General features: G+C 49.6%; 17 protein-coding genes. 11 read left to right on the plus strand and 6 right to left on the minus strand.

Annotated features, from left to right (window positions below; translation table 11 throughout):
* Positions 1 to 125: 125 nt before the first annotated feature.
* On the plus strand, positions 126 to 2219 hold the full coding sequence (locus tag DBY97_RS08900; protein WP_107858113.1) for an AsmA family protein: 2094 nt from the start codon (positions 126 to 128) through the stop codon (positions 2217 to 2219).
* Between the two features lie 267 nt (positions 2220 to 2486).
* Here DBY97_RS08900 and ubiD read toward each other — a convergent pair whose 3' ends face one another.
* On the minus strand, positions 2487 to 3965 hold the full coding sequence (gene ubiD, locus DBY97_RS08910; protein WP_107858115.1) for a 4-hydroxy-3-polyprenylbenzoate decarboxylase: 1479 nt from the start codon (positions 3963 to 3965) through the stop codon (positions 2487 to 2489).
* Between the two features lie 249 nt (positions 3966 to 4214).
* Between ubiD and DBY97_RS08915 the strand changes: the two genes are divergently transcribed.
* From DBY97_RS08915 to trmA, 7 genes are all read left to right on the plus strand, one after another.
* Positions 4215 to 4877: a DedA family protein gene (locus tag DBY97_RS08915; RefSeq protein ID WP_107858116.1), complete on the plus strand. Its 663-nt coding sequence runs from the start codon at positions 4215 to 4217 to the stop codon at positions 4875 to 4877.
* 66 nt (positions 4878 to 4943) lie between these two features.
* Positions 4944 to 5927: an asparaginase gene (locus DBY97_RS08920; RefSeq protein WP_107858117.1), complete on the plus strand. Its 984-nt coding sequence runs from the start codon at positions 4944 to 4946 to the stop codon at positions 5925 to 5927.
* Positions 5928 to 5939: 12 nt separating this feature from the next.
* Entirely contained in the window at positions 5940 to 6707 is a 768-nt protein-coding gene (locus tag DBY97_RS08925) for a TatD family hydrolase (protein ID WP_107858118.1), read from the plus strand.
* A 287-nt stretch (positions 6708 to 6994) separates the two neighbouring features.
* A complete protein-coding gene (locus DBY97_RS08930) occupies positions 6995 to 8263 on the plus strand; it encodes an NRAMP family divalent metal transporter (protein ID WP_107858119.1) in 1269 nt (422 codons plus the stop codon).
* Between the two features lie 155 nt (positions 8264 to 8418).
* Positions 8419 to 9495: a peptide chain release factor 1 gene (gene prfA, locus DBY97_RS08935; RefSeq protein WP_107858120.1), complete on the plus strand. Its 1077-nt coding sequence runs from the start codon at positions 8419 to 8421 to the stop codon at positions 9493 to 9495.
* 161 nt (positions 9496 to 9656) lie between these two features.
* Positions 9657 to 11159, plus strand: a complete 1503-nt coding sequence (gene pta, locus DBY97_RS08940) for a phosphate acetyltransferase (protein WP_107858121.1) — start codon at positions 9657 to 9659, stop codon at positions 11157 to 11159.
* Positions 11160 to 11276: 117 nt separating this feature from the next.
* A complete protein-coding gene (trmA, locus tag DBY97_RS08945) occupies positions 11277 to 12362 on the plus strand; it encodes a tRNA (uridine(54)-C5)-methyltransferase TrmA (RefSeq protein WP_107858122.1) in 1086 nt (361 codons plus the stop codon).
* Between the two features lie 69 nt (positions 12363 to 12431).
* Here the strand turns inward: trmA and DBY97_RS08950 are convergent, their stop codons facing one another.
* Complete coding sequence (locus DBY97_RS08950; RefSeq protein WP_107858123.1) at positions 12432 to 13472, minus strand: zinc-dependent alcohol dehydrogenase family protein; 1041 nt, start codon at positions 13470 to 13472, stop codon at positions 12432 to 12434.
* Positions 13473 to 13634: 162 nt separating this feature from the next.
* Here DBY97_RS08950 and mutY point away from each other — a divergent pair, with 162 nt between their 5' ends.
* Positions 13635 to 14669, plus strand: coding sequence for an A/G-specific adenine glycosylase (gene mutY, locus DBY97_RS08955; protein ID WP_107858124.1), 1035 nt, complete (start codon positions 13635 to 13637; stop codon positions 14667 to 14669).
* A 6-nt stretch (positions 14670 to 14675) separates the two neighbouring features.
* Here mutY and DBY97_RS08960 read toward each other — a convergent pair whose 3' ends face one another.
* Positions 14676 to 15032, minus strand: coding sequence for a hypothetical protein (locus DBY97_RS08960; protein ID WP_107858125.1), 357 nt, complete (start codon positions 15030 to 15032; stop codon positions 14676 to 14678).
* A 3-nt stretch (positions 15033 to 15035) separates the two neighbouring features.
* Positions 15036 to 15233 (minus strand): zinc-finger domain-containing protein, encoded by a 198-nt coding sequence (locus tag DBY97_RS08965; RefSeq protein WP_003745781.1) that lies wholly within the window; start codon positions 15231 to 15233, stop codon positions 15036 to 15038.
* 112 nt (positions 15234 to 15345) lie between these two features.
* On the opposite strand from DBY97_RS08965, the gene DBY97_RS08970 reads away from it, so the two are divergent.
* Positions 15346 to 15840: a DMP19 family protein gene (locus DBY97_RS08970; protein WP_199900762.1), complete on the plus strand. Its 495-nt coding sequence runs from the start codon at positions 15346 to 15348 to the stop codon at positions 15838 to 15840.
* Between the two features lie 63 nt (positions 15841 to 15903).
* Here DBY97_RS08970 and DBY97_RS08975 read toward each other — a convergent pair whose 3' ends face one another.
* Both DBY97_RS08975 and DBY97_RS08980 read right to left on the minus strand, forming a co-directional pair.
* The gene (locus DBY97_RS08975) at positions 15904 to 16677 is read right to left on the minus strand and encodes a M48 family metallopeptidase (protein ID WP_049348957.1); all 774 of its coding nucleotides are present in this window, start codon (positions 16675 to 16677) and stop codon (positions 15904 to 15906) included.
* Positions 16678 to 16785: 108 nt separating this feature from the next.
* Positions 16786 to 17694, minus strand: a complete 909-nt coding sequence (locus tag DBY97_RS08980; protein ID WP_371440889.1) for a serine hydrolase — start codon at positions 17692 to 17694, stop codon at positions 16786 to 16788.
* A 314-nt stretch (positions 17695 to 18008) separates the two neighbouring features.
* On the opposite strand from DBY97_RS08980, the gene clpX reads away from it, so the two are divergent.
* On the plus strand, positions 18009 to 19271 hold the full coding sequence (gene clpX / locus DBY97_RS08985; protein ID WP_107858127.1) for an ATP-dependent Clp protease ATP-binding subunit ClpX: 1263 nt from the start codon (positions 18009 to 18011) through the stop codon (positions 19269 to 19271).
* Positions 19272 to 19472: the final 201 nt, after the last annotated feature.

The raw sequence follows: 19472 nt of genomic DNA on the forward strand, positions 1-19472 counted from the left end.
TGCCGTCTGAAACACAGGCCCACGCTCTGTGTTATACTTCCACACGCTTAAGCAGCAAGGCTTAAACTTCCAATCACTCCTTAAAGCTCCCATCAAAGCGAGAATCTGAATTGTCTGTTCATTCCATGTTGCACTCAGGAAAATTTTGGCTGAAAACCCTGGTTTTCAGCATTGCCGTGCTTTTATGCCTAGCGGCGGTATTGAGTGCCTTAATGTTCCGCATATTCAACACAGAAAACATCGACGCATTCATACAAAAAAACTTTTCCGCCCATGGCTGCCAAATCAAATACAACGCCACTATCGGCAGAAAATGGCTGCCGCGCCCTACGCTTATTTTAAAAGACCTCAGCCTTTCATCTTCCGAACCCGATACGCCGACTCTGAACATTGCCGAATCCAAAATGGGCTTTGGCTGGAGCAGCCTATGGTCAGACGCCCCCATTCTTGAAAAATGGATTCTTTCCAATCCGTCTCTGACGCTGGGTCCCAAAAACCACCTGCCTGCCTGCCTGCAACAAAACCATGCATCAAAAGAAAGCTTCCAGCTCAACCGCGTCATCATCAATAGCGGCAGCATCCGCTATCACAATAAAGAACAAGATATTGCCTTAAACGATCTGCAATTTTCCCTACGCAGAGCCGATTCAGACGGCCGTCCCTTCGACATCAGCGGCACACTGCAAAATATCGGTAACCCCATCAGTTGGCAGGGCGCAGGCTATCTGGTACCCAACAATGCCGGTTGGAGTGTTCCCGCCCTTAAGCTGAACCTACAAACCGTATTACTCAAAAACAAGCTGGATGCCCAAATCGCAGGCAGCCTTAATTGGCAAAACCAAACCGCCCTACTCCGCGACTTCAATCTGCAAGCCGAAAGCGACTATCAAAACTTGCATATCAACGCACGTTCTCCCCTCTTGCAATTCAAAAACGGCTATTTGCACCTCAACACACTCAACGGCGCATTGACCGCCGGCAGCGAAAACAATCAATGGGACGGTTCATTCAAACTGGACAAAACCAACCTCTATCCAACCGTTTTGACCGCCACCAATTTTGAACTCAAAGGCAGCTATAAAAACGACCGCCTCCAAACCAACTTTACCTTTTCCAGCCCATTGGTTTGGCAAAAAGGCAAAGGCATCGAAGCGTCCAAACTGCACCTCAGCACCCTGCAAGACACCATCAACCGCCTTCCCCGCCCCCGATTCATCAGCACCCTTGAAGGACAGGCCAATTTCAGCCTCAATACATGGGAAGGCCGTCTGAAAGGCGCATTTGACAGACAAGCCCTTGCCGTGGCCTTTAAATACCAACGCGATGCCCAACCGCGTCCGCACCTTGACGCCGGTATCGCCTTACAAAAACTCAATCTGACTCCTTACTTGGAAGATCTGAAAACCCAGCCATCACTGAACCTTCCTTCCCTGCTGGCCAAATCCTGGTTGCCCGACATTGAGGCCAACCTCCAAATTGGCAGCATTCAAACTGCCGGCCTGCAATTAGAAAACGTCGAATCCCTGCTCACCGCCGATAAAGAACATATCGCCCTGCACCGTTTCAAAGCCGGGCTTTATGGTGGCAAAACCGAGGGCGGCCTGAGTATTGCGGCCACCCAACCCGCTTCCTACCACCTCCAACAAAACGCAAAAGGCATACAAATTCAGCCGCTGCTACAAGACTTATTCGGCTTCCACAGCTTCAGCGGCAGCGGCGACGCCGTTATCGACATTCAAACTTCCGGTAACGACCGCGCTCAAATGATACAAGTCCTAAACGGCAGCCTGCTCCTCGATATTACCAACGGCGCATGGCACGGTATCGATATGGACAGCATTCTGAAAAACGGCATCTCTTCGGAGAAAATAGACAACAGCAACCTTAAAACCCCTTTCCATCATTTCATTCTTAATAGTGAAATTGAGAAAGGCATCAGCCATCATATCAACACCGAACTGTTTTCCGACAGCCTGCACGTTGTCAGCAGCGGCTATACCGATTTGAATACCCAAAAGCTGTCCGAAAACCTGCTTATCAGCAATGTACTGCAACCTAAAAACAAACCGATTCCCCTCAAAATCGGCGGAACCGTACAAAACCCTTCCATTACCCTTGATTACAGCCGCTTGACCAATGGCATGAACACGCCGGCAGAAAAACAAAAAGCCCTGCAAGAAACCATACAAGAACAATGGAAGTGGCTCAAACCACGCTAGGTTTTCAAATCAAAGGCCGTCTGAAACCCAAAAAGTTTCAGACGGCCTTTTAACAGATACATTGTCAGAATAAGATGTTTACTTAGGAATGACTATATACGCAATCAGTGCAACAATGATGACAAACCATATGGCCAACATTATCAAGCCTTTTTTGGAGAGTTTTCTTTTTCTCCAATCGAGCCTCAATATTTCTATCGTACCCTCAAACATAGACCCAATTATTTCCATCAATATTTGAAGTAGAAATTCCAATAAATCCGACATCTACAAACCCAAATGCTCCCAAATCTCATCGATTTTGGCCGTAACGGCAGGGTCTTTTTTGATCACACGCCCCCATTCGCGGTCGGTTTCACCCGGCCATTTGTTGGTCGCATCCAAACCCATTTTGCCACCGAGTCCGCTGAAGGGGCTAGCGAAGTCGAGGTAGTCAATAGGTGTATTTTCCATCAAAACAGTGTCGCGTACTGGGTCCATGCGCGTGGTTACCGCCCAGATGACTTCTTTCCAGTCGCGCACGTTTACATCGTCATCGACCACGATGATGAATTTGGTGTACATAAACTGGCGCAGGAACGACCAGCAACCCATCATCACGCGCTTGGCGTGTCCGGCGTACTGTTTTTTCATGCTGACCACCGCCATGCGGTAGGAACAACCTTCGGGCGGCAGGTAGAAATCGGTAATTTCGGGGAACTGCTTTTGCAAAAGCGGTACGAACACTTCGTTCAACGCCACGCCCAAAACGGCTGGTTCATCGGGCGGTTTGCCTGTGTAGGTGGAGTGGTAAATCGGGTTTTCGCGCATGGTGATGCGTTCGACCGTGAATACGGGGAAATGGTCCTGCTCGTTGTAATAGCCGGTGTGGTCGCCGTACGGGCCTTCCAGCGCGGTTTCGTTCGGATGAATAACGCCTTCCAGTACGATTTCGGCACGTGCGGGCACTTGCAAATCGTTGCCGATACATTTCACCAGTTCCGTCCGCGAACCGCGCAGCAGTCCGGCAAACTGGTATTCGCTCAAGGTATCGGGAACGGGCGTTACCGCGCCCAAAATGGTGGCAGGGTCGCAGCCGAGCACGACGGCGACGGGATACGGCGTATCGGGATTGAGTTTGCGGAATTCCTGATAATCCAACGCGCCGCCGCGATGCGACAACCAGCGCATAACCAGCTTGTTTTTGCCGATTAATTGCTGGCGGTAAATACCTAAATTCTGGCGTTTTTTGTGCGGTCCACGCGTGACGGTCAAGCCCCACGTTACCAGCGGCGCAACGTCTTCCGGCCAACAATGCTGAATCGGAAGTTTATACAAATCAACGTCTTCACCTTCCCACACGATTTCCTGACACGGCGCGTTTTTCACCACGTTCGGCGCCATGCTCCAAATATCTTTCAGCAACGGCAGTTTGGAAAACGCGTCTTTAATGCCTTTGGGCGGTTCGGGTTCTTTCAGATACGCCAACGTCTGCCCGATTTCACGCAGCTTGGACACACTGTCCGCACCCATGCCCAGCGCCACACGTTCGGGCGTACCGAACAGATTCGCCAAGACAGGATAATCATAACGCGTACCATCAGGCTTAATCGGGTTTTCAAACAACAACGCCGGCCCTTCGGCACGCAGCACGCGGTCGGCGATTTCGGTCATTTCCAAATGCGGCGACACCGAATGCTGAATGCGCTTGAGTTTGCCATCAGCTTCCAATCCGGCTATAAATTCTCGCAAATCTCTGTATTTCATGATTTCATTTTCCTGAACAGGCCGTCTGAAAACAGACTGCCATTTCGGGTTTGAAAGATAAACCAGCGGCTATTGTACCTGCCAAATCTGTTCAAATCCCAACTTTCCACGTCCGAATTTTGAGATTTTTTGCAAACTACCGTCAAATTTAAACAATATCTGCTTGTGATTGCTTTCAGACGGCCTTATCTTTGGTAAAATTCCGACTTAATCCAGTCATCAATCAATATTTATCGTGGGACAGCGGCCATGTTTGCAATTTTAGAATCTTTTTTCGTTGAATACGGCTATGCAGCCGTGTTTTTCGTTTTGGTTATTTGCGGCTTCGGCGTGCCGATTCCTGAAGATTTGACGCTGGTAACCGGCGGCGTGATTTCCGGCCTGGGTTATACCAACTCTCATATTATGTTTCTTGTCGGCATGCTCGGCGTATTGGCCGGTGACGGCTTTATGTTTGCGGCCGGCCGGATTTGGGGGCAAAAAATCCTTAAATTCAAACCGATTGCACGTGTGATGACGCCCAAACGCTATGCCCAAGTACAGGAAAAATTCGACAAATACGGCAACTGGGTTTTATTCGTCGCCCGTTTCCTGCCCGGCCTGCGTACCGCTGTTTTCGTGACCGCCGGCATCAGCCGTAAGGTTTCCTACCTGCGCTTTATCCTGATGGATGGCTTGGCCGCGCTGATTTCTGTTCCGGTTTGGATTTATCTGGGCGAATACGGCGCACGCAATACCGACTGGCTAATGAAAAAAATGCACAGCCTGCAATCCGGTATCTTTACCGTACTGGGCATTGGTGCAGTTATTGTCGGCTGGATTTGGTGGAGAAAACACCGCCGCCACACCTTCTTCCGTGAAAAACTGCACGAAAAACGCGCTGCAAAAGCCAAAAAACAAGCCAATCAATAAACCATTCCAGGCCGTCTGAAACACTTTCCCGCTTTCAGACGGCCTCAATCATTCATCAGAAACACCATGAAACAAAAAATCTTCGTCCTCTACACCGGCGGCACCATCGGCATGACCCAAAGCAGCGCCGGCCTGCGTCCCGATACCGCACTCGTCGATAAAGCCCTTGCTCCCTTTTCAGACAGCCTTGATTTCGAATGGCACGTTTGTCAGCCGCTCATCGATTCTTCCGCGGTAACGCTGCAAAACCAACGCAACTGGCTGGAGCTTATTATCGCCAAACTGCCTGACTATGACGGCATTTTGGTGCTACACGGCACGGATACCATGGCATACACTGCCAATCTCTTCGCCCTAGCGCTGCAAAGTTTGGACAAACCTATTATCCTGACCGGCTCACAATGGCCTTACGATGCCGCAAACAGCGATGCGCCGCACAACCTTGCTACCGCCGTTTCCGCTTTCTCACTCAAACTCAAACAAGTGGCGATTGCCTTTGACGGCAAGCTCTTCCCAGCCGTCGGCAGCAGCAAAGTCAGCACGGAAACCGCCGCAGGTTTTGACAACCTACATTTTGGCGCGCTCGCCGAATGGGAGGAAAACAAAGGTTGGCACAATATCCGTACCGCCCCGACCGACCATTCAGACGGCCTCAAGCCGCGTCTTCCAAATCCTGAAGCCAAAGTTTCCGTCCGCACGCTGATTCCCGGTTATGCCGCGCAAGAACTTTCAGACGGCCTGCCCCATCTTCCCGCCAAAGCCCTGATTCTGCAAAGCTACGGCCACGGCAATGCGCCGAGCAACGATGCGTTTGTCCGAGCCGTCCAAGCCTTTACGCAACAAGGCAAATTGCTGCTCAACATCAGCCAAGTGCCGCAAGGTTGTGCCGCCGCCGTCTATGCCCAAGGCGATGCTTTGCGTCAGGCAGGTATCATCAACGGCGGCAAATGCAATCTCGAAACCGCCACTGCGCTGATGACCCTCGCCGTATCTCATGACTGGAATGCAGATAAGGTGCAACAGGAATTGCGACAATTAAATCTGCTGTAACCGCCATTAAACATGACTTTCACCGACACCCACTGCCATCTTGCCGATCCCAAACTTGCCGACATGCTGCCTGCCGTGCTTGCCGAAGCGCAAGCCGCCGGCGTGGCGCGTTTTATCGTACCGGCCACATCCCCCAAAGATTGGCATTCCGTTGCGCAGTTGGAAAGGCCGTCTGAAAACATCCATATCGCTTTGGGCATTCATCCATGGTTTTCAGACGGCCTCAACGAAGCGGCATTCCAAGAGTTAGAGTCCGAATTAATCCGGCATCCGCAAGCATGGGTTGGCGAAATCGGCTTGGATTTTTATGGCAAAGAGCAAACCCAAGCGCAACGCGACACGCAAATCGACATATTTATCCGCCAACTCATCCTCGCCCAACACCTCAACCGCCGCGTCATCATCCATAATCTGAAAGCCACCGCCGCCATTGCCGCCGCTGTTAAAACCGCCGGTTTCACACGAGGCGGTATCGTTCACGCCTTCTCCGGCAGCGTAGAAGAAGCAGAGATTTTGGTGAAACTCGGCTTTAAAATCGGCATAGGCTCGCTGCTGCTCAATCCCAATGCAAAAAAAGTCCGTGCCGCCTTACAAGCTTTAAACGACAGGGATTTCGTTCTCGAAACCGACAGCCCCTTTATGCTCGGCCACGAAACCAATACACCAGCCAACATCCGACGTATCGCCGAAATTGCCGCCGAATTGCGCAGCATACCGCTGACACAACTGGCTGAAATAACCGAGCAAAACGTGGATTCCCTGCTCCATACTTCCCCTTAATATGCCGACCTCAAGGCATCAAAAAGCCTCGCCCAGCCATTTCGTTTCCAAACCGACACACTCTGCCCTCCCTACCCCATATTCATGAATAAAAAGCGATACAAGGCCATCTGAAAAAATGTTTTTGGCACAAAATATCGCTCACTCCGTCATCTCGGCTTTTTAACACCGTATTTTCCCTTTGATTGATAAAAAGTATTACGCATATTATTGGGCAAACTTTTTATTTACGTTAAAATATGCCTTTTTTTGATAATAAGGCCGTCTGAAAAAGGCGGAAACTAATTATGGCTGAACAACATACACACGCTTCCACCTGGAAGAGCAAAATCAATGCTCTCGGCCCGGGTATTATGATGGCTTCGGCAGCTGTCGGCGGCTCGCACCTGATTGCCTCCACGCAGGCAGGCGCACTTTACGGCTGGCAGCTTGCGCTGATCATTATTCTGACCAACCTGTTCAAATACCCTTTTTTCCGCTTCAGCGCACATTACACGCTGGACACGGGCAAAAGCCTGATTGAGGGCTATGCCGAAAAAAGCCGCGTTTATTTGTGGGTATTTTTGATTTTGTGTATTGCATCGGCAACGATTAATGCCGGTGCAGTCGCCATCGTTACCGCCGCCATCGTCAAAATGGCGATCCCGTCGCTGACTCTCGATACTGGCATAGTGTCCGCCATGATTATGGCTTCCTGCCTGCTGATTTTGGCAAGCGGCCGCTATAAAGCATTGGACAACGTTTCCAAAATCATCATCGTCAGCCTGACTATTGCCACCGTCGCCGCGGCAGCCGTGGCCATGTCTCGCGGCATGCAGATGAAACCCGACTTTATCGAGCCTACCCCATGGACGCTGACCGGCTTGGGCTTCTTAATCGCGCTGATGGGCTGGATGCCTGCGCCGATTGAAATTTCCGCCATCAACTCTTTGTGGGTAACTGAAAAACAACGCATCAACCCTTCCAGCTACCGCGACGGTATTTTCGACTTCAACGTCGGCTACATTACCAGCGCGATTTTGGCGGTCGTTTTCCTCGCCTTGGGTGCATATGTACAATACGGCAACGGCGAGGAAGTGCAAATGGCCGGTGGCAAATATGTCGGCCAGCTGATTAATATGTACGCCGTGACCATCGGCGACTGGTCTCGTCCATTAGTGGCATTTATCGCCTTCGCCTGCATGTACGGCACCACCATTACCGTAGTAGACGGCTACGCGCGCGCGATTGCCGAACCGGTACGCCTGTTGCGCGGTAAAGACAAAACCGGCAATGTCGAACTGTTTGCTTGGAACATTTGGGTCGCAGGCTCAGGCTTGGCAGTGATTTTCTGGTTCAACAGCGCAATGGCTGAGTTGCTCAAATTCGCCATGATCACCGCCTTCGTTGCCGCCCCTGTGTTCGCTTGGCTGAACTACCGCCTCGTCAAAGGCGACAAACGCCACAAACTGACCATGGGCATGAATTTCCTCGCCATTATCGGTTTGATTTATTTGACCGGCTTTACCGTTTTGTTCCTGCTGAACCAAACAGGCATCTTGGCTGCTCCTAAATAAGCCCATATGAAAAAGGCCGTCTGAAACTCAAAAACAAGTTTCAGACGGCCTTTCCAATCAATCATATCTTGTTGAATTTTCATTCAAACCCATTATAATGACTCCTTATTTCGCCGTTGCAGACCACTCGACGGCATCCGTATTTTGGAAAATTTATGAAGCCGTCTATCTTAGAAAAACTACAACAACTCAGCGACCGACTGGAAGAAGTCACGCACCTGCTCGGACAGCCTGAAGCCACGTCTGACATGGACAACTACCGCAAACTCACACGCGAACACGCCGAACTGACCCCCGTCGTCGAAGTCTTCCAAAACTATCAGCTGGCGCAAAGCGACTTGGCGGATGCCGAAGAAATGCTGTCCGACCCTGAAATGAAAGACTTTGCCGCCGAAGAAATCGAAGCGGCCAAAGCCAAAATCGACGAACTCGATACCGAATTGCAAAAACTGCTGCTGCCAAAAGATGCCGATGACGACAAAAACATCTTTATCGAAGTGCGCGCCGGTACCGGCGGCGACGAAGCCGCGCTGTTTGCAGGCGATTTGCTGCGTATGTACAGCCGCTACGCCGAGCGCAACCGCTGGCAGGTTGAAATCGTTTCCGCCAACGAAAGCGAATTAGGCGGCTATAAAGAAGTCATCGCCCGCATTATCGGCTTGGGTGCATACAGCCGTCTGAAATTTGAATCCGGCGGCCACCGCGTGCAACGTGTTCCTGCCACCGAAAGCCAAGGCCGTATCCACACTTCAGCCTGTACCGTCGCCGTCATGCCCGAAGCGGACGAACTGGAAGACATCGAGTTGAACCCGGCCGATCTGCGCATCGACACCTTCCGCGCATCCGGTGCCGGCGGTCAGCACATCAACAAAACCGACTCCGCCGTCCGCATTACCCACCTGCCCACCGGCATGGTAGTCGAATGCCAAGACGGCCGCAGCCAACACGCCAACAAGGCACAGGCGATGAAAGTCCTCGCCGCCCGCTTAAATGACGCACAAAAACGCGAAGCCCAAGCCAAAGAAGCCGCCGAACGCAAATCCCTGATCGGCAGCGGCGACCGCAGCGAACGCATCCGCACCTACAACTACCCACAAGGCCGCGTGACCGACCACCGCATCAACCTTACCCTGCACAAGCTGGATTTTGTGATGGACGGCGATTTGGAAGAAATTACCAATGCCCTGATTGCCGAGCATCAAGCCGAGCTTTTGGCGGCAATAGGGGATTGATGGATTTGGTCCATTGCGTTTATACTTTTCAGACGGCCTGATGACATATGTCAATATGACCGTGAATATATTAAAGAAACTTCAATCCTGAAGTGTTAAAATGCAGCACCAGCTGCGCCCCAGCAACACCCTTCTACAATTAACGAAAGAGAGGACACAAAATGGCAAAAATCCTGATCGCACCGGTATCTACCGGCCTGAGCGCCGATGCAGCGGCAAAAGCATTCGCAGCGGCATTGAACGCGCAAGTTTTCCAAGCCGTTGACTCCACTACAGAAGCCCTGTTGGCTCAAGGCAAGAGCGACGACTGGTTTGACGCACTTGTCGGTAAAGTTGCAGCATTGAACGCAGATAACCTCGTTATCGAAGGCATCACTCCTGATGCAGACAAATTGTTCTTGGCAGGCAAAAACGTTGAATTGGCACTGTCTTTGGACGCAGGCGTTGTCTTGGCGCTAAAATCCGACAACACCGACGCAGCCGCCGTCACCCAACAATTAAACCTCGCCAAACAGCTCTACACCAACGCCCCGGGCTTATTGGAAGGCTTTATCATTGACGGCGCAGCCGCTGCTTTAGGCGCACAAGTTGCCGAGCAAACCGGCCTGACTTTCTTCGGCTCCAGCGACAAACTGCAAGACGTATCCGCTTTGGCCAAACGCGAAGCCAAACGCCTGTCTCCAGCCCAATTCCGTTACAACCTGATCGATTTCGCACGCAAAGCTGATATGCGCATCGTCCTGCCTGAAGGCGCAGAACCACGCACCGTCGCCGCTGCCGCTATCTGTCACGAAAAAGGCATCGCCCGTTGCGTACTGTTGGCGACCCGCGAAGAAGTTGAAGCCGTAGCGAAAGAACGCGGCATCTCCCTGCCTGATTCTTTGGAAATCATTGATCCTGCTTCTTTGGTTGAGCAATATGTCGAGCCAATGTGCGAATTGCGCAAATCCAAAGGCCTGACTCCTGAAGATGCACGCAAACAGCTGCAAGACACCGTCGTACTGGGTACCATGATGATGGCTCAAAACGACGTAGACGGTTTGGTTTCCGGTGCAGTCCACACCACTGCCAACACCATCCGTCCTGCCCTGCAACTGATTAAAACCGCTCCGGGTGCAAGCCTCGTATCCAGCGTATTCTTTATGTTGCTGCCTAACCAAGTTTTGGCATTCGGCGACTGCGCGGTTAACCCGAACCCAACGCCTGAACAACTGGCCGATATCGCCATCCAATCTGCCGACAGCGCCAAAGCTTTCGGTATCGATCCAAAAGTAGCCATGATTTCCTACTCTACCATCAACTCAGGCAGCGGCCCTGATGTCGATGCAGTAATCGAAGCAACCAAACTGGCTAATGAAAAACGCCCTGATTTGGCCATCGAAGGTCCGTTGCAATACGATGCAGCTACCGTTCCATCTATCGGCAAATCCAAAGCTCCAGGCAGCGCTGTTGCCGGTCAAGCAACCGTTTTGGTTTTCCCAGACCTCAATACCGGCAACTGTACTTACAAAGCCGTACAACGCAGCGCCAACGTCCTGAGCGTAGGCCCGTTGTTGCAAGGTTTGCGCAAACCGGTTAACGACTTGTCCCGCGGCGCATTGATTGAAGACATCGTCTTCACCATCGCCCTGACTGCCGTTCAAGCCAAACAAATGCAAGGCTGATTGACAAGCTGATGCTTTGAAATCAAAGGCCGTCTGAAACCGATGTTTCAGACGGCCTTTCGTATCTTTGCGCCAACTATATTATAATTCGCCATTATTTTCTGAAAGACTGCCCCAATGACTGCCTACCAGCAACAACTAGCCGACAAAAAGCAATATCTTCAGCAACTTTTCCAAGGACTGGATTTCCCTGAAATCGAAGTATTTGAATCTCCGGAACAGCATTACAGAATGCGCGCCGAGTTCCGTATCTGGCATGAAGGCGGCGAAATGTTTTACGCCATGTTTGAGCGCGGGCAAAAGGCAAGTGGGGCAAGCCTGATTCGTTGCGACCAATTTCCTGCTGCGTCCGAATCCATCAATACCTTGATGCCGAAATTGATTGAAGCAGCGTCCAATCATCCCGAGCTGAAAAACCGCTGGTACGCCGTCGAATTTTTGTCCACTTTAAGCGGCGAAATGCTGGTAACCATGATTTACCACAAGAAGCTGAACGAAGCATGGCAACAAGCCGCGCAAGAGCTGGCGCGCACTTTGGGCATCCACATCATCGGCCGCAGCCGCGGACAAAAAATCGTATTAAGCCAAGATTTTGTGACCGAAGCGTTGGAAGTCAACGGCAAAACCTTCCGCTATCGTCAAATCGAGGGCAGCTTTACCCAACCCAATGCCCAAGTGTGCCAAAAAATGCTGACGTGGGCGTGTAATGCCGCAAAAAACCTAGGCAAAGACCTGCTTGAGTTGTACTGCGGCAACGGCAATTTCACCCTACCGCTTTCACAACATTTCAATCAGGTGCTGGCAACCGAAGTTTCCAAAACTTCCGTCAATGCCGCCCAATGGAATATTGAAGCCAACCAAATTACCAATCTCAAAATCGCCCGCCTGTCTGCGGAAGAATTTACCGAGGCCTACACGCAAAACCGTGAATTCCGCCGCCTGCAAGAACAAGGTATCGACTTAAAAAACTATGATTTTTCAACTATTTTTGTCGATCCTCCACGCGCCGGTGTTGATGATGAGACGCTCAAATTGGTTGCCCGATTCGACAACGTCCTCTATATTTCCTGCAACCCTGAGACCCTGCGCGCCAATCTCGACACGCTCTGTCAAACCCATACCATTGAACGCGCCGCCCTGTTCGACCAATTCCCATTTACCCACCATATCGAAAGCGGCGTTTGGTTGAAGAAGAAAAAATAAAACCATACAAAAAGGCCGTCTGAATGTTCAGACGGCCTTTAATTAACGGCATATTAAGCGATTTTCAAATCAATCCGCTTCCAAAACTACTTTCATGGCTTGATTTTCAGCAGCGTGTTTGAACACATCGTAAGCTTTTTCCAATTCGCTGAATTTGAAATGGTGGGTCATCATTTTGGTGTAATCCACTGAGCTGCTGGAAATGGCTTTCATCAGCATTTCTGTGGTATTGGCGTTAACCAGGCCGGTAGTAATGGCAAGGTTTTTAATCCACAGTTTTTCCAGTTTGAAATCAACGGATTGACCATGTACACCGACCACAGCAATATGGCCGCCGGGTTTCACGATATCTTGGCACATATTCCAAGTCGCAGGGATACCGACCGCTTCGATGGCGCAATCTACGCCATCTTCGCCAACAATGTCGGCAACTTGCTTGCTTACATCGCCGGAAGCAGGGTTGATGGTATGGGTCGCTCCCAATTCTTTCGCCAGTTTCAAACGGTTTTCATCCATATCACAAACGATGATGGCGGCAGGGCTATACAGTTGTGCAGTCAGCAACGCAGACATACCGACAGGGCCGGCACCTGCAATGAATACGGTATCGCCAGGTTTCACATCGCCATATTGCACGCCGATTTCGTGGGCGGTAGGCAGGGCATCGCTCAACAGCAGGGCAACTTCTTCGTTGACGTTGTCAGGCAGCGGAACCAAGCTGTTGTCTGCATAAGGCGTACGGACGTATTCGGCTTGCGTGCCGTCAATCATATAGCCCAAGATCCAACCGCCGTTGCGGCAGTGTGAATAAAGTTGGATTTTACAGTTGTCGCAAGTACAGCATTTGCTGACACATGAAATAATGACTTTATCACCGACTTTGATGTTTTTTACAGCATCGCCGACTTCTTCTACAATACCGATACCCTCATGACCGAGAATGCGACCGTCGGCAACTTCAGGGTTTTTACCCTTCCAAATACCCAAGTCAGTACCGCAAATCGTGGTTTTAACGATTTTGACGACTGCATCGGTCGGATCGATAATTTGAGGGCGGGGTTTTTCTTCGAAACGAATGTCGTTTGCGCCATGATAAACCATTGCTTTCATGTGAATCTCCTTGAGCAGTTAATAAACTTTAACAATACAGCGTAAATCCACGTTAACTATATTTATATACCCCTCTACCAGATAAGTCAATCCTGATTATTATTTCGTATATTATAGTGTAACATGCTGTTTTAAAAATAAATAATTAAAAAGTAAATATTAATGAACACACACACATCCTTTGCACAACGACTCATCGATTGGCAACGGCAGCATGGCCGTCACGACTTGCCTTGGCAGGTCAAAGACCCCTATTCCGTCTGGCTTTCAGAAATCATGCTCCAACAAACGCAGGTTGCTACCGTATTGGACTACTATCCGCGTTTCTTAGCCAAATTCCCAACCGTACAATCGCTTGCCGCCGCGCCGCAAGACGAGGTTTTATCCTTGTGGGCAGGCTTGGGCTATTACAGCCGCGCACGCAATCTGCACAAAGCATCGCAACAAGTCGTCGGACAATTCGGCGGTATCTTTCCATCCGAGCGCAAAGACTTAGAAACACTCTGCGGCGTAGGCAGAAGTACAGCCGCCGCCATTTCTGCCTTTGCTTTCAACCGACGAGAAACCATCTTGGACGGCAACGTCAAACGCGTTCTCTGCCGTGTCTTTGCCCAAGACGGCAATCCGCAAGACAAAAAATTTGAAAACTCGCTCTGGACACTTGCCGAAAGCCTGCTGCCGTCTGAAAACACTGATATGCCTGCCTACACGCAAGGCTTGATGGATTTGGGCGCAACCGTCTGCAAACGGACAAAACCTTTGTGCCATCAATGCCCTATGGCAGACATCTGCGAAGCAAAAAAACAAAAACGCATTGACGAACTGCCCCGTAAAAAAACTGCTCCCGAAGTGCAAACCCTCCCGCTTTATTGGCTGATTATCCATAACACTGACGGCGCATTATTGCTTGAAAAACGCCCTGCCAAAGGCATTTGGGGCGGTCTGTATTGCGTACCCTGTTTTGAAAAATTAGACGATTTGTATGCTTACGCCGAACGCTTCGGCATTATTTCAGACGGCCTCGAAGAACAAACCACGTTTACCCACCGCCTGACCCACCGCTTATTGATGATTACTCCTTTTCAGACGCAACAAAGGCCGTCTGAACATCTTTCAGACGGCCTTTGGGTATCAGCGGAACATTTGGCAGATTATGGTTTGCCCAAACCTTTAATCAAATATTTGGCTAAAGGCTAAACCGCCCTATTCCACAATCTCTTTAAATACAACTTCTTTCCCACCGCGAATCAGTACGGCAAACCCGTCGCCAATTTGCCAACGCGAGCTTAGATTGGCGTACTCGACACCCTGACTGCGCAAGCGGACTTGCACCAGTTTCTCAACCGTATTGCCTTCACGCAGCTCAACCATCATCGGGCTGTGGCTGTTGATATAAATTGCAGTAATCGTCCTACCCTGTGCGGATTGATAACGGACAGAATACGTCTGCGCCTGCGCAATGACTGGTAACGGCGCATCAGGGCGCACGGCCTTATACGAGCCGCACGCAGCGCACAAACTCACGCACAAAGCGCAGATGATTTTGTTCAACATAGGCATAGATCAGTAATGGTGATGCGGAATCTCGCCATCAAGACGGTAATAAGTGCCGCAATACGGGCATTCAATCTCACTGTTGGACTGAATCGGCAGGAACACGCGCGGATGGCCGTTCCATGTTTCATGATTAGGGCCGGAGCAATGCAGCGGCAAATCCTGCGGCTTGATGACTACAACGTTTTTTTCAGACTGTGTACTCATGGTTTGGTTCCTCACTATGTTTTCTTATCTCCCGATATTGTAAAGCAAAACGGCCGCTAGGTTCGACTGAAAACATTATATAATCACTTTTTTCAGACGGCCTTTGATGATTATGACTACCCTGCTCCGCCTTCAAGATTTCGATACTTCCGATTCCGCTTCATTTCTTTATACACTCAGTGCAGCCTATTTGGATCACACCGAACAGACAGGCGATGAAGACATGTCCGGCCTCAACGACGAGCAGCATACATTGACCGCCCTTTGCTATCTCGACAGCCAAGTTCAAGAAGGCGGCTTCGTACAGCTTATCGCTTCAGGATACGGAGAATACATCTTTGGCAATCCGGTTGCCGACAGCCTGCGCCGCTGGCGCATCAAGCCGATACCGAAAATCTTAGACAAAGCCAAAGCCCTGTATGAAAAACACGGCGAAGCCATTGAAAAAATGGCAGACGAACAAAGGGATTTCGATGAAATCCGCAAAGCTTTTTCCGATTTTGAAGAGCTTGACGGCGATTATTATGACGTTGCCGACGAAGACTTGGAAACTGCGGCAGCGTATGTTCAGGCAAATTGGGATAAATTTGCCAAACTGTCAGACTGAAACCATAAAACTTTGCCGGTTTGAATCATCTGTTCAAACCGGCAAAATCATCAATACGTCGAATTAACGTTTGTTTTTCTGATAAATCGGCATCACTTCAGGCAACATTTTGCGGATTGCATTGATACGCGCCTGATTGGTTGGGTGGGTCGACAAAATAGACAATGAGCTGCCACCCTGTACTTTATTCATTTTTTCCCACACGCTTACCGCAGCCTCAGGGTTGTAGCCTGCTTCAGCCATCAAACGCACACCGCCGGCATCCGCTTCGCTTTCCTGATGGCGTGAGAACGGTTTGGTCGCCAACAAATCTGCACCCAAGCCAACCAAATCGCCATCCACACCGGTTGAGCTGGCCAAAATGGAACCGCCCAAGCCAGTCAATACTTGTCCGCCCAAAGCTTTTTTGCTGTGTTCCAACAAAGCATGGGTCATTTCATGGCCGACAACAGCGGCAATTTCAGCATCCGTCAGCTTCAATTTCTCTACTATACCGGTATATACAGCCATTTTACCGCCCGGCATTGCCCATGCGTTCATTTCATCACTGCGAATAACGTTCATCTGCCAGTTGAAAGGCACGCCGGTTTTGTTGGCGCGCTCAGCATGAGGACGCAGACGTGCAAACACGCGTTGAACGCGTTGAGCAGTTGGAGATGAAACATCCAAAGCTTTTTGACCACGCGCGTTTTGAATGACTTGTGAATAACTTTTAGCCGCATCTTCATTCAAAGTCGCAGTATCATAGCCAACCATATCCGCTACAGAAGTACAGCCGGTCAACGCCAAAATCACGCCCATGCCGGCCCAATATTTTTTATTCCATTTTTTCAACATGTTTTCTCTCTGTGTTTTTAAGTTAATGTAACGACATTGTACCCAAATTTAATACACTTTACACAAAAGGCCGTCTGAACGGTTTCAGACGGCCTTTAAGCGTAACATTTAAGAACGGCGCTGCAACATCCAAGACTCAATCTTACGCGCATCATTTACGCGGGTTGTAGAAGATGGAGAGTTGAGCAATACAATGGTAATCGGCTGATTCTGTACATTGGCCTTAACCACCATAGAACGTCCTGCCTCGCGGATATAGCCGGTTTTCTGCAATTCAATATTCCAGCTACCCTCACGCACCAAGGCATTGGAATTTTTGTAGTTTTGACGACCGTTTGCCGTCCAAACCGAGCCGTAATTTGAAGTAGAATTTTTACGGATCAGCGGATATTTGCTGGCTGCCGCAACCATGCGGTTCAAATCGCGTGCAGTGGAAACGTTTTGGAAATTCAAACCGGTAGGCTCATAGAAACGGCTGCTGGTCATACCCAGGCTTTGCGCTTTGGCATTCATTGCCGCAACAAACGCACTCATACCGCCCGGATAAGTACGGCCCAACGCATGAGTAGCACGGTTTTCACTGCTCATCAGGCTCAGGTGCAACAGTTCGCCGCGTGTCAGCGTCGTGCCGATGCTCAAACGGCTGCCCGTACCTTTCAGACGGTCGATTTCAGCCTCGGTAATCGTAATCGGCTCGTTCATATCCAGATGCGCATCCAACACCACCATCGCGCTCATCAATTTGGAAATAGAAGCAATCGGCATGACACGATCAGGGTTTTTCTGATACAGCACTTCACCGGTTTTATTATTGAAAATCAAAGCAGATTGCGAAGAAAGCAGAGGACCTGCCAAAGCGGCTTGAGCTTCGACTTGGTCGGCATGACTCAACGCAAAAGCTTCCATCGGGTCATTTTGCACTGGGAAATTTTGCTCCAAAAATTGTCCCAATACATCCATATCATCGGCAACGGCAGGCGCAGAAGCAAAGGCCAATGCCACACCTGTCCATACCATTCCTAAAGTTTTATAGAATTTCATATCTGCCAATTCAAAAAAAATACATTTAATTCAACATTCTGTTAAATTTTTCGCTAATTGTAAAGCGAGTTGAGAAAACTTTGCGTTTGTTTGCGAGATATTCAAATCCAGCGCCCGCATCTGTTTCTTAGACGATACAGCACAATGCCTGCTCTGATTTGAAAAAACACAAGATAGTCATTATACTTAGGCTCCTTTGTCAGAGGCATTCCCTCAATTCGGCAATACGCCCGAAATATCTGTTCCCCCTTTACAACACAGCCTCTATACAACCATACGAAGAAATTATTATGTCTGAAGAAAAACGCACCTGTTCATTCTGCGGGAAGTCCGAAAACGACGTTAAAAATCTGATCGAAGGCGAACACGCCTTCATCTGCAACGAATGTGTAGAAACTTGCGGCATGATGCTGCAAGACAACGAATCCGGCGAAATTGAAAACGAGCTTGCCAAAGCAAAAGAAGAAAACACCGAGAAAAAACTGCCTACCCCGGCCGAAATCGTTGCCAACCTCAACGACCACGTTATCGGTCAGGAACACGCAAAAAAAGCATTGGCAGTATCGGTTTACAACCACTACAAACGCCTGCGCCATCCAAAAGCAGAGGGCAAGGTTGAATTGTCCAAATCCAACATCCTGCTCATCGGCCCTACCGGCTCAGGTAAAACCCTGTTGGCGCAATCTTTGGCGCGCAAACTGGATGTACCTTTTGTCATGGCGGATGCCACAACTTTGACCGAAGCCGGTTATGTCGGTGAAGACGTCGAACAAATCATTACCAAACTTTTGGGCAAATGTGATTTTGATGTTGAAAAAGCCCAGCGCGGCATCGTTTATATCGATGAAATCGATAAAATTTCACGCAAAAGCGACAATCCGTCCATCACGCGCGACGTATCCGGCGAAGGTGTGCAACAAGCCCTGCTGAAACTGATTGAAGGCACGGTAGCCAGCGTTCCCCCTCAAGGCGGCCGCAAACATCCGAACCAAGAATTCATCAACGTTGATACCACCAACATCCTCTTTATCTGCGGCGGTGCATTTGCCGGCTTGGAAAAAGTCATCCGCCAACGTACTGAAAAAGGCGGTATCGGCTTTGGTGCCGCGGTACACAGCAAAGATGAAAACGCCGATATTTCAGCCCTGTTTGAAACAGTCGAGCCTGAAGATTTGATTAAATTTGGTTTGATCCCTGAGCTTATCGGCCGTCTGCCCGTGATTGCCACATTGGCAGAATTGGACGAAGATGCTTTGGTCAACATTTTGACCGAACCGAAAAATGCCTTGGTCAAACAATACCAAACCTTGTTTGAAATGGAAGATGTCGGCCTTGAGTTTGAAGAAGATGCCTTGCGCAGCATCGCCAAACTGGCTATGGAACGCAAAACCGGTGCGCGCGGCCTGCGCTCTATCGTTGAACGCTGCCTCTTGGACACCATGTATGCCCTGCCTGATTTGAAAGACGTAGCCAAAGTCGTCATCAATAAAGAGGTCGTGGAAAAAGGCGAACAGCCAAAACTTTTCCGTGAAGACGGCAGCGAATATAAGTAATAAGGACATTCTCTAAAAAAGACGTGTACCCGTTACACGTCTTTTTTTTATTTTTTAATAAAACCAAAAGCATATCTTTGATTAATGGTCTTATACATGAAAAAACAAAGGCCGTCTGAAACATATTCAGACGGCCTTTGTTTTCAAGTTGCTCTAAGTCTGTCTTCATCCGGAGTATTGATGAGAGTGACTTCCTTGAAT

The organism is Neisseria subflava, assembly GCF_003044645.1.
In the GTDB taxonomy this organism is placed as follows: Bacteria; Pseudomonadota; Gammaproteobacteria; order Burkholderiales; family Neisseriaceae; genus Neisseria; species Neisseria subflava_B.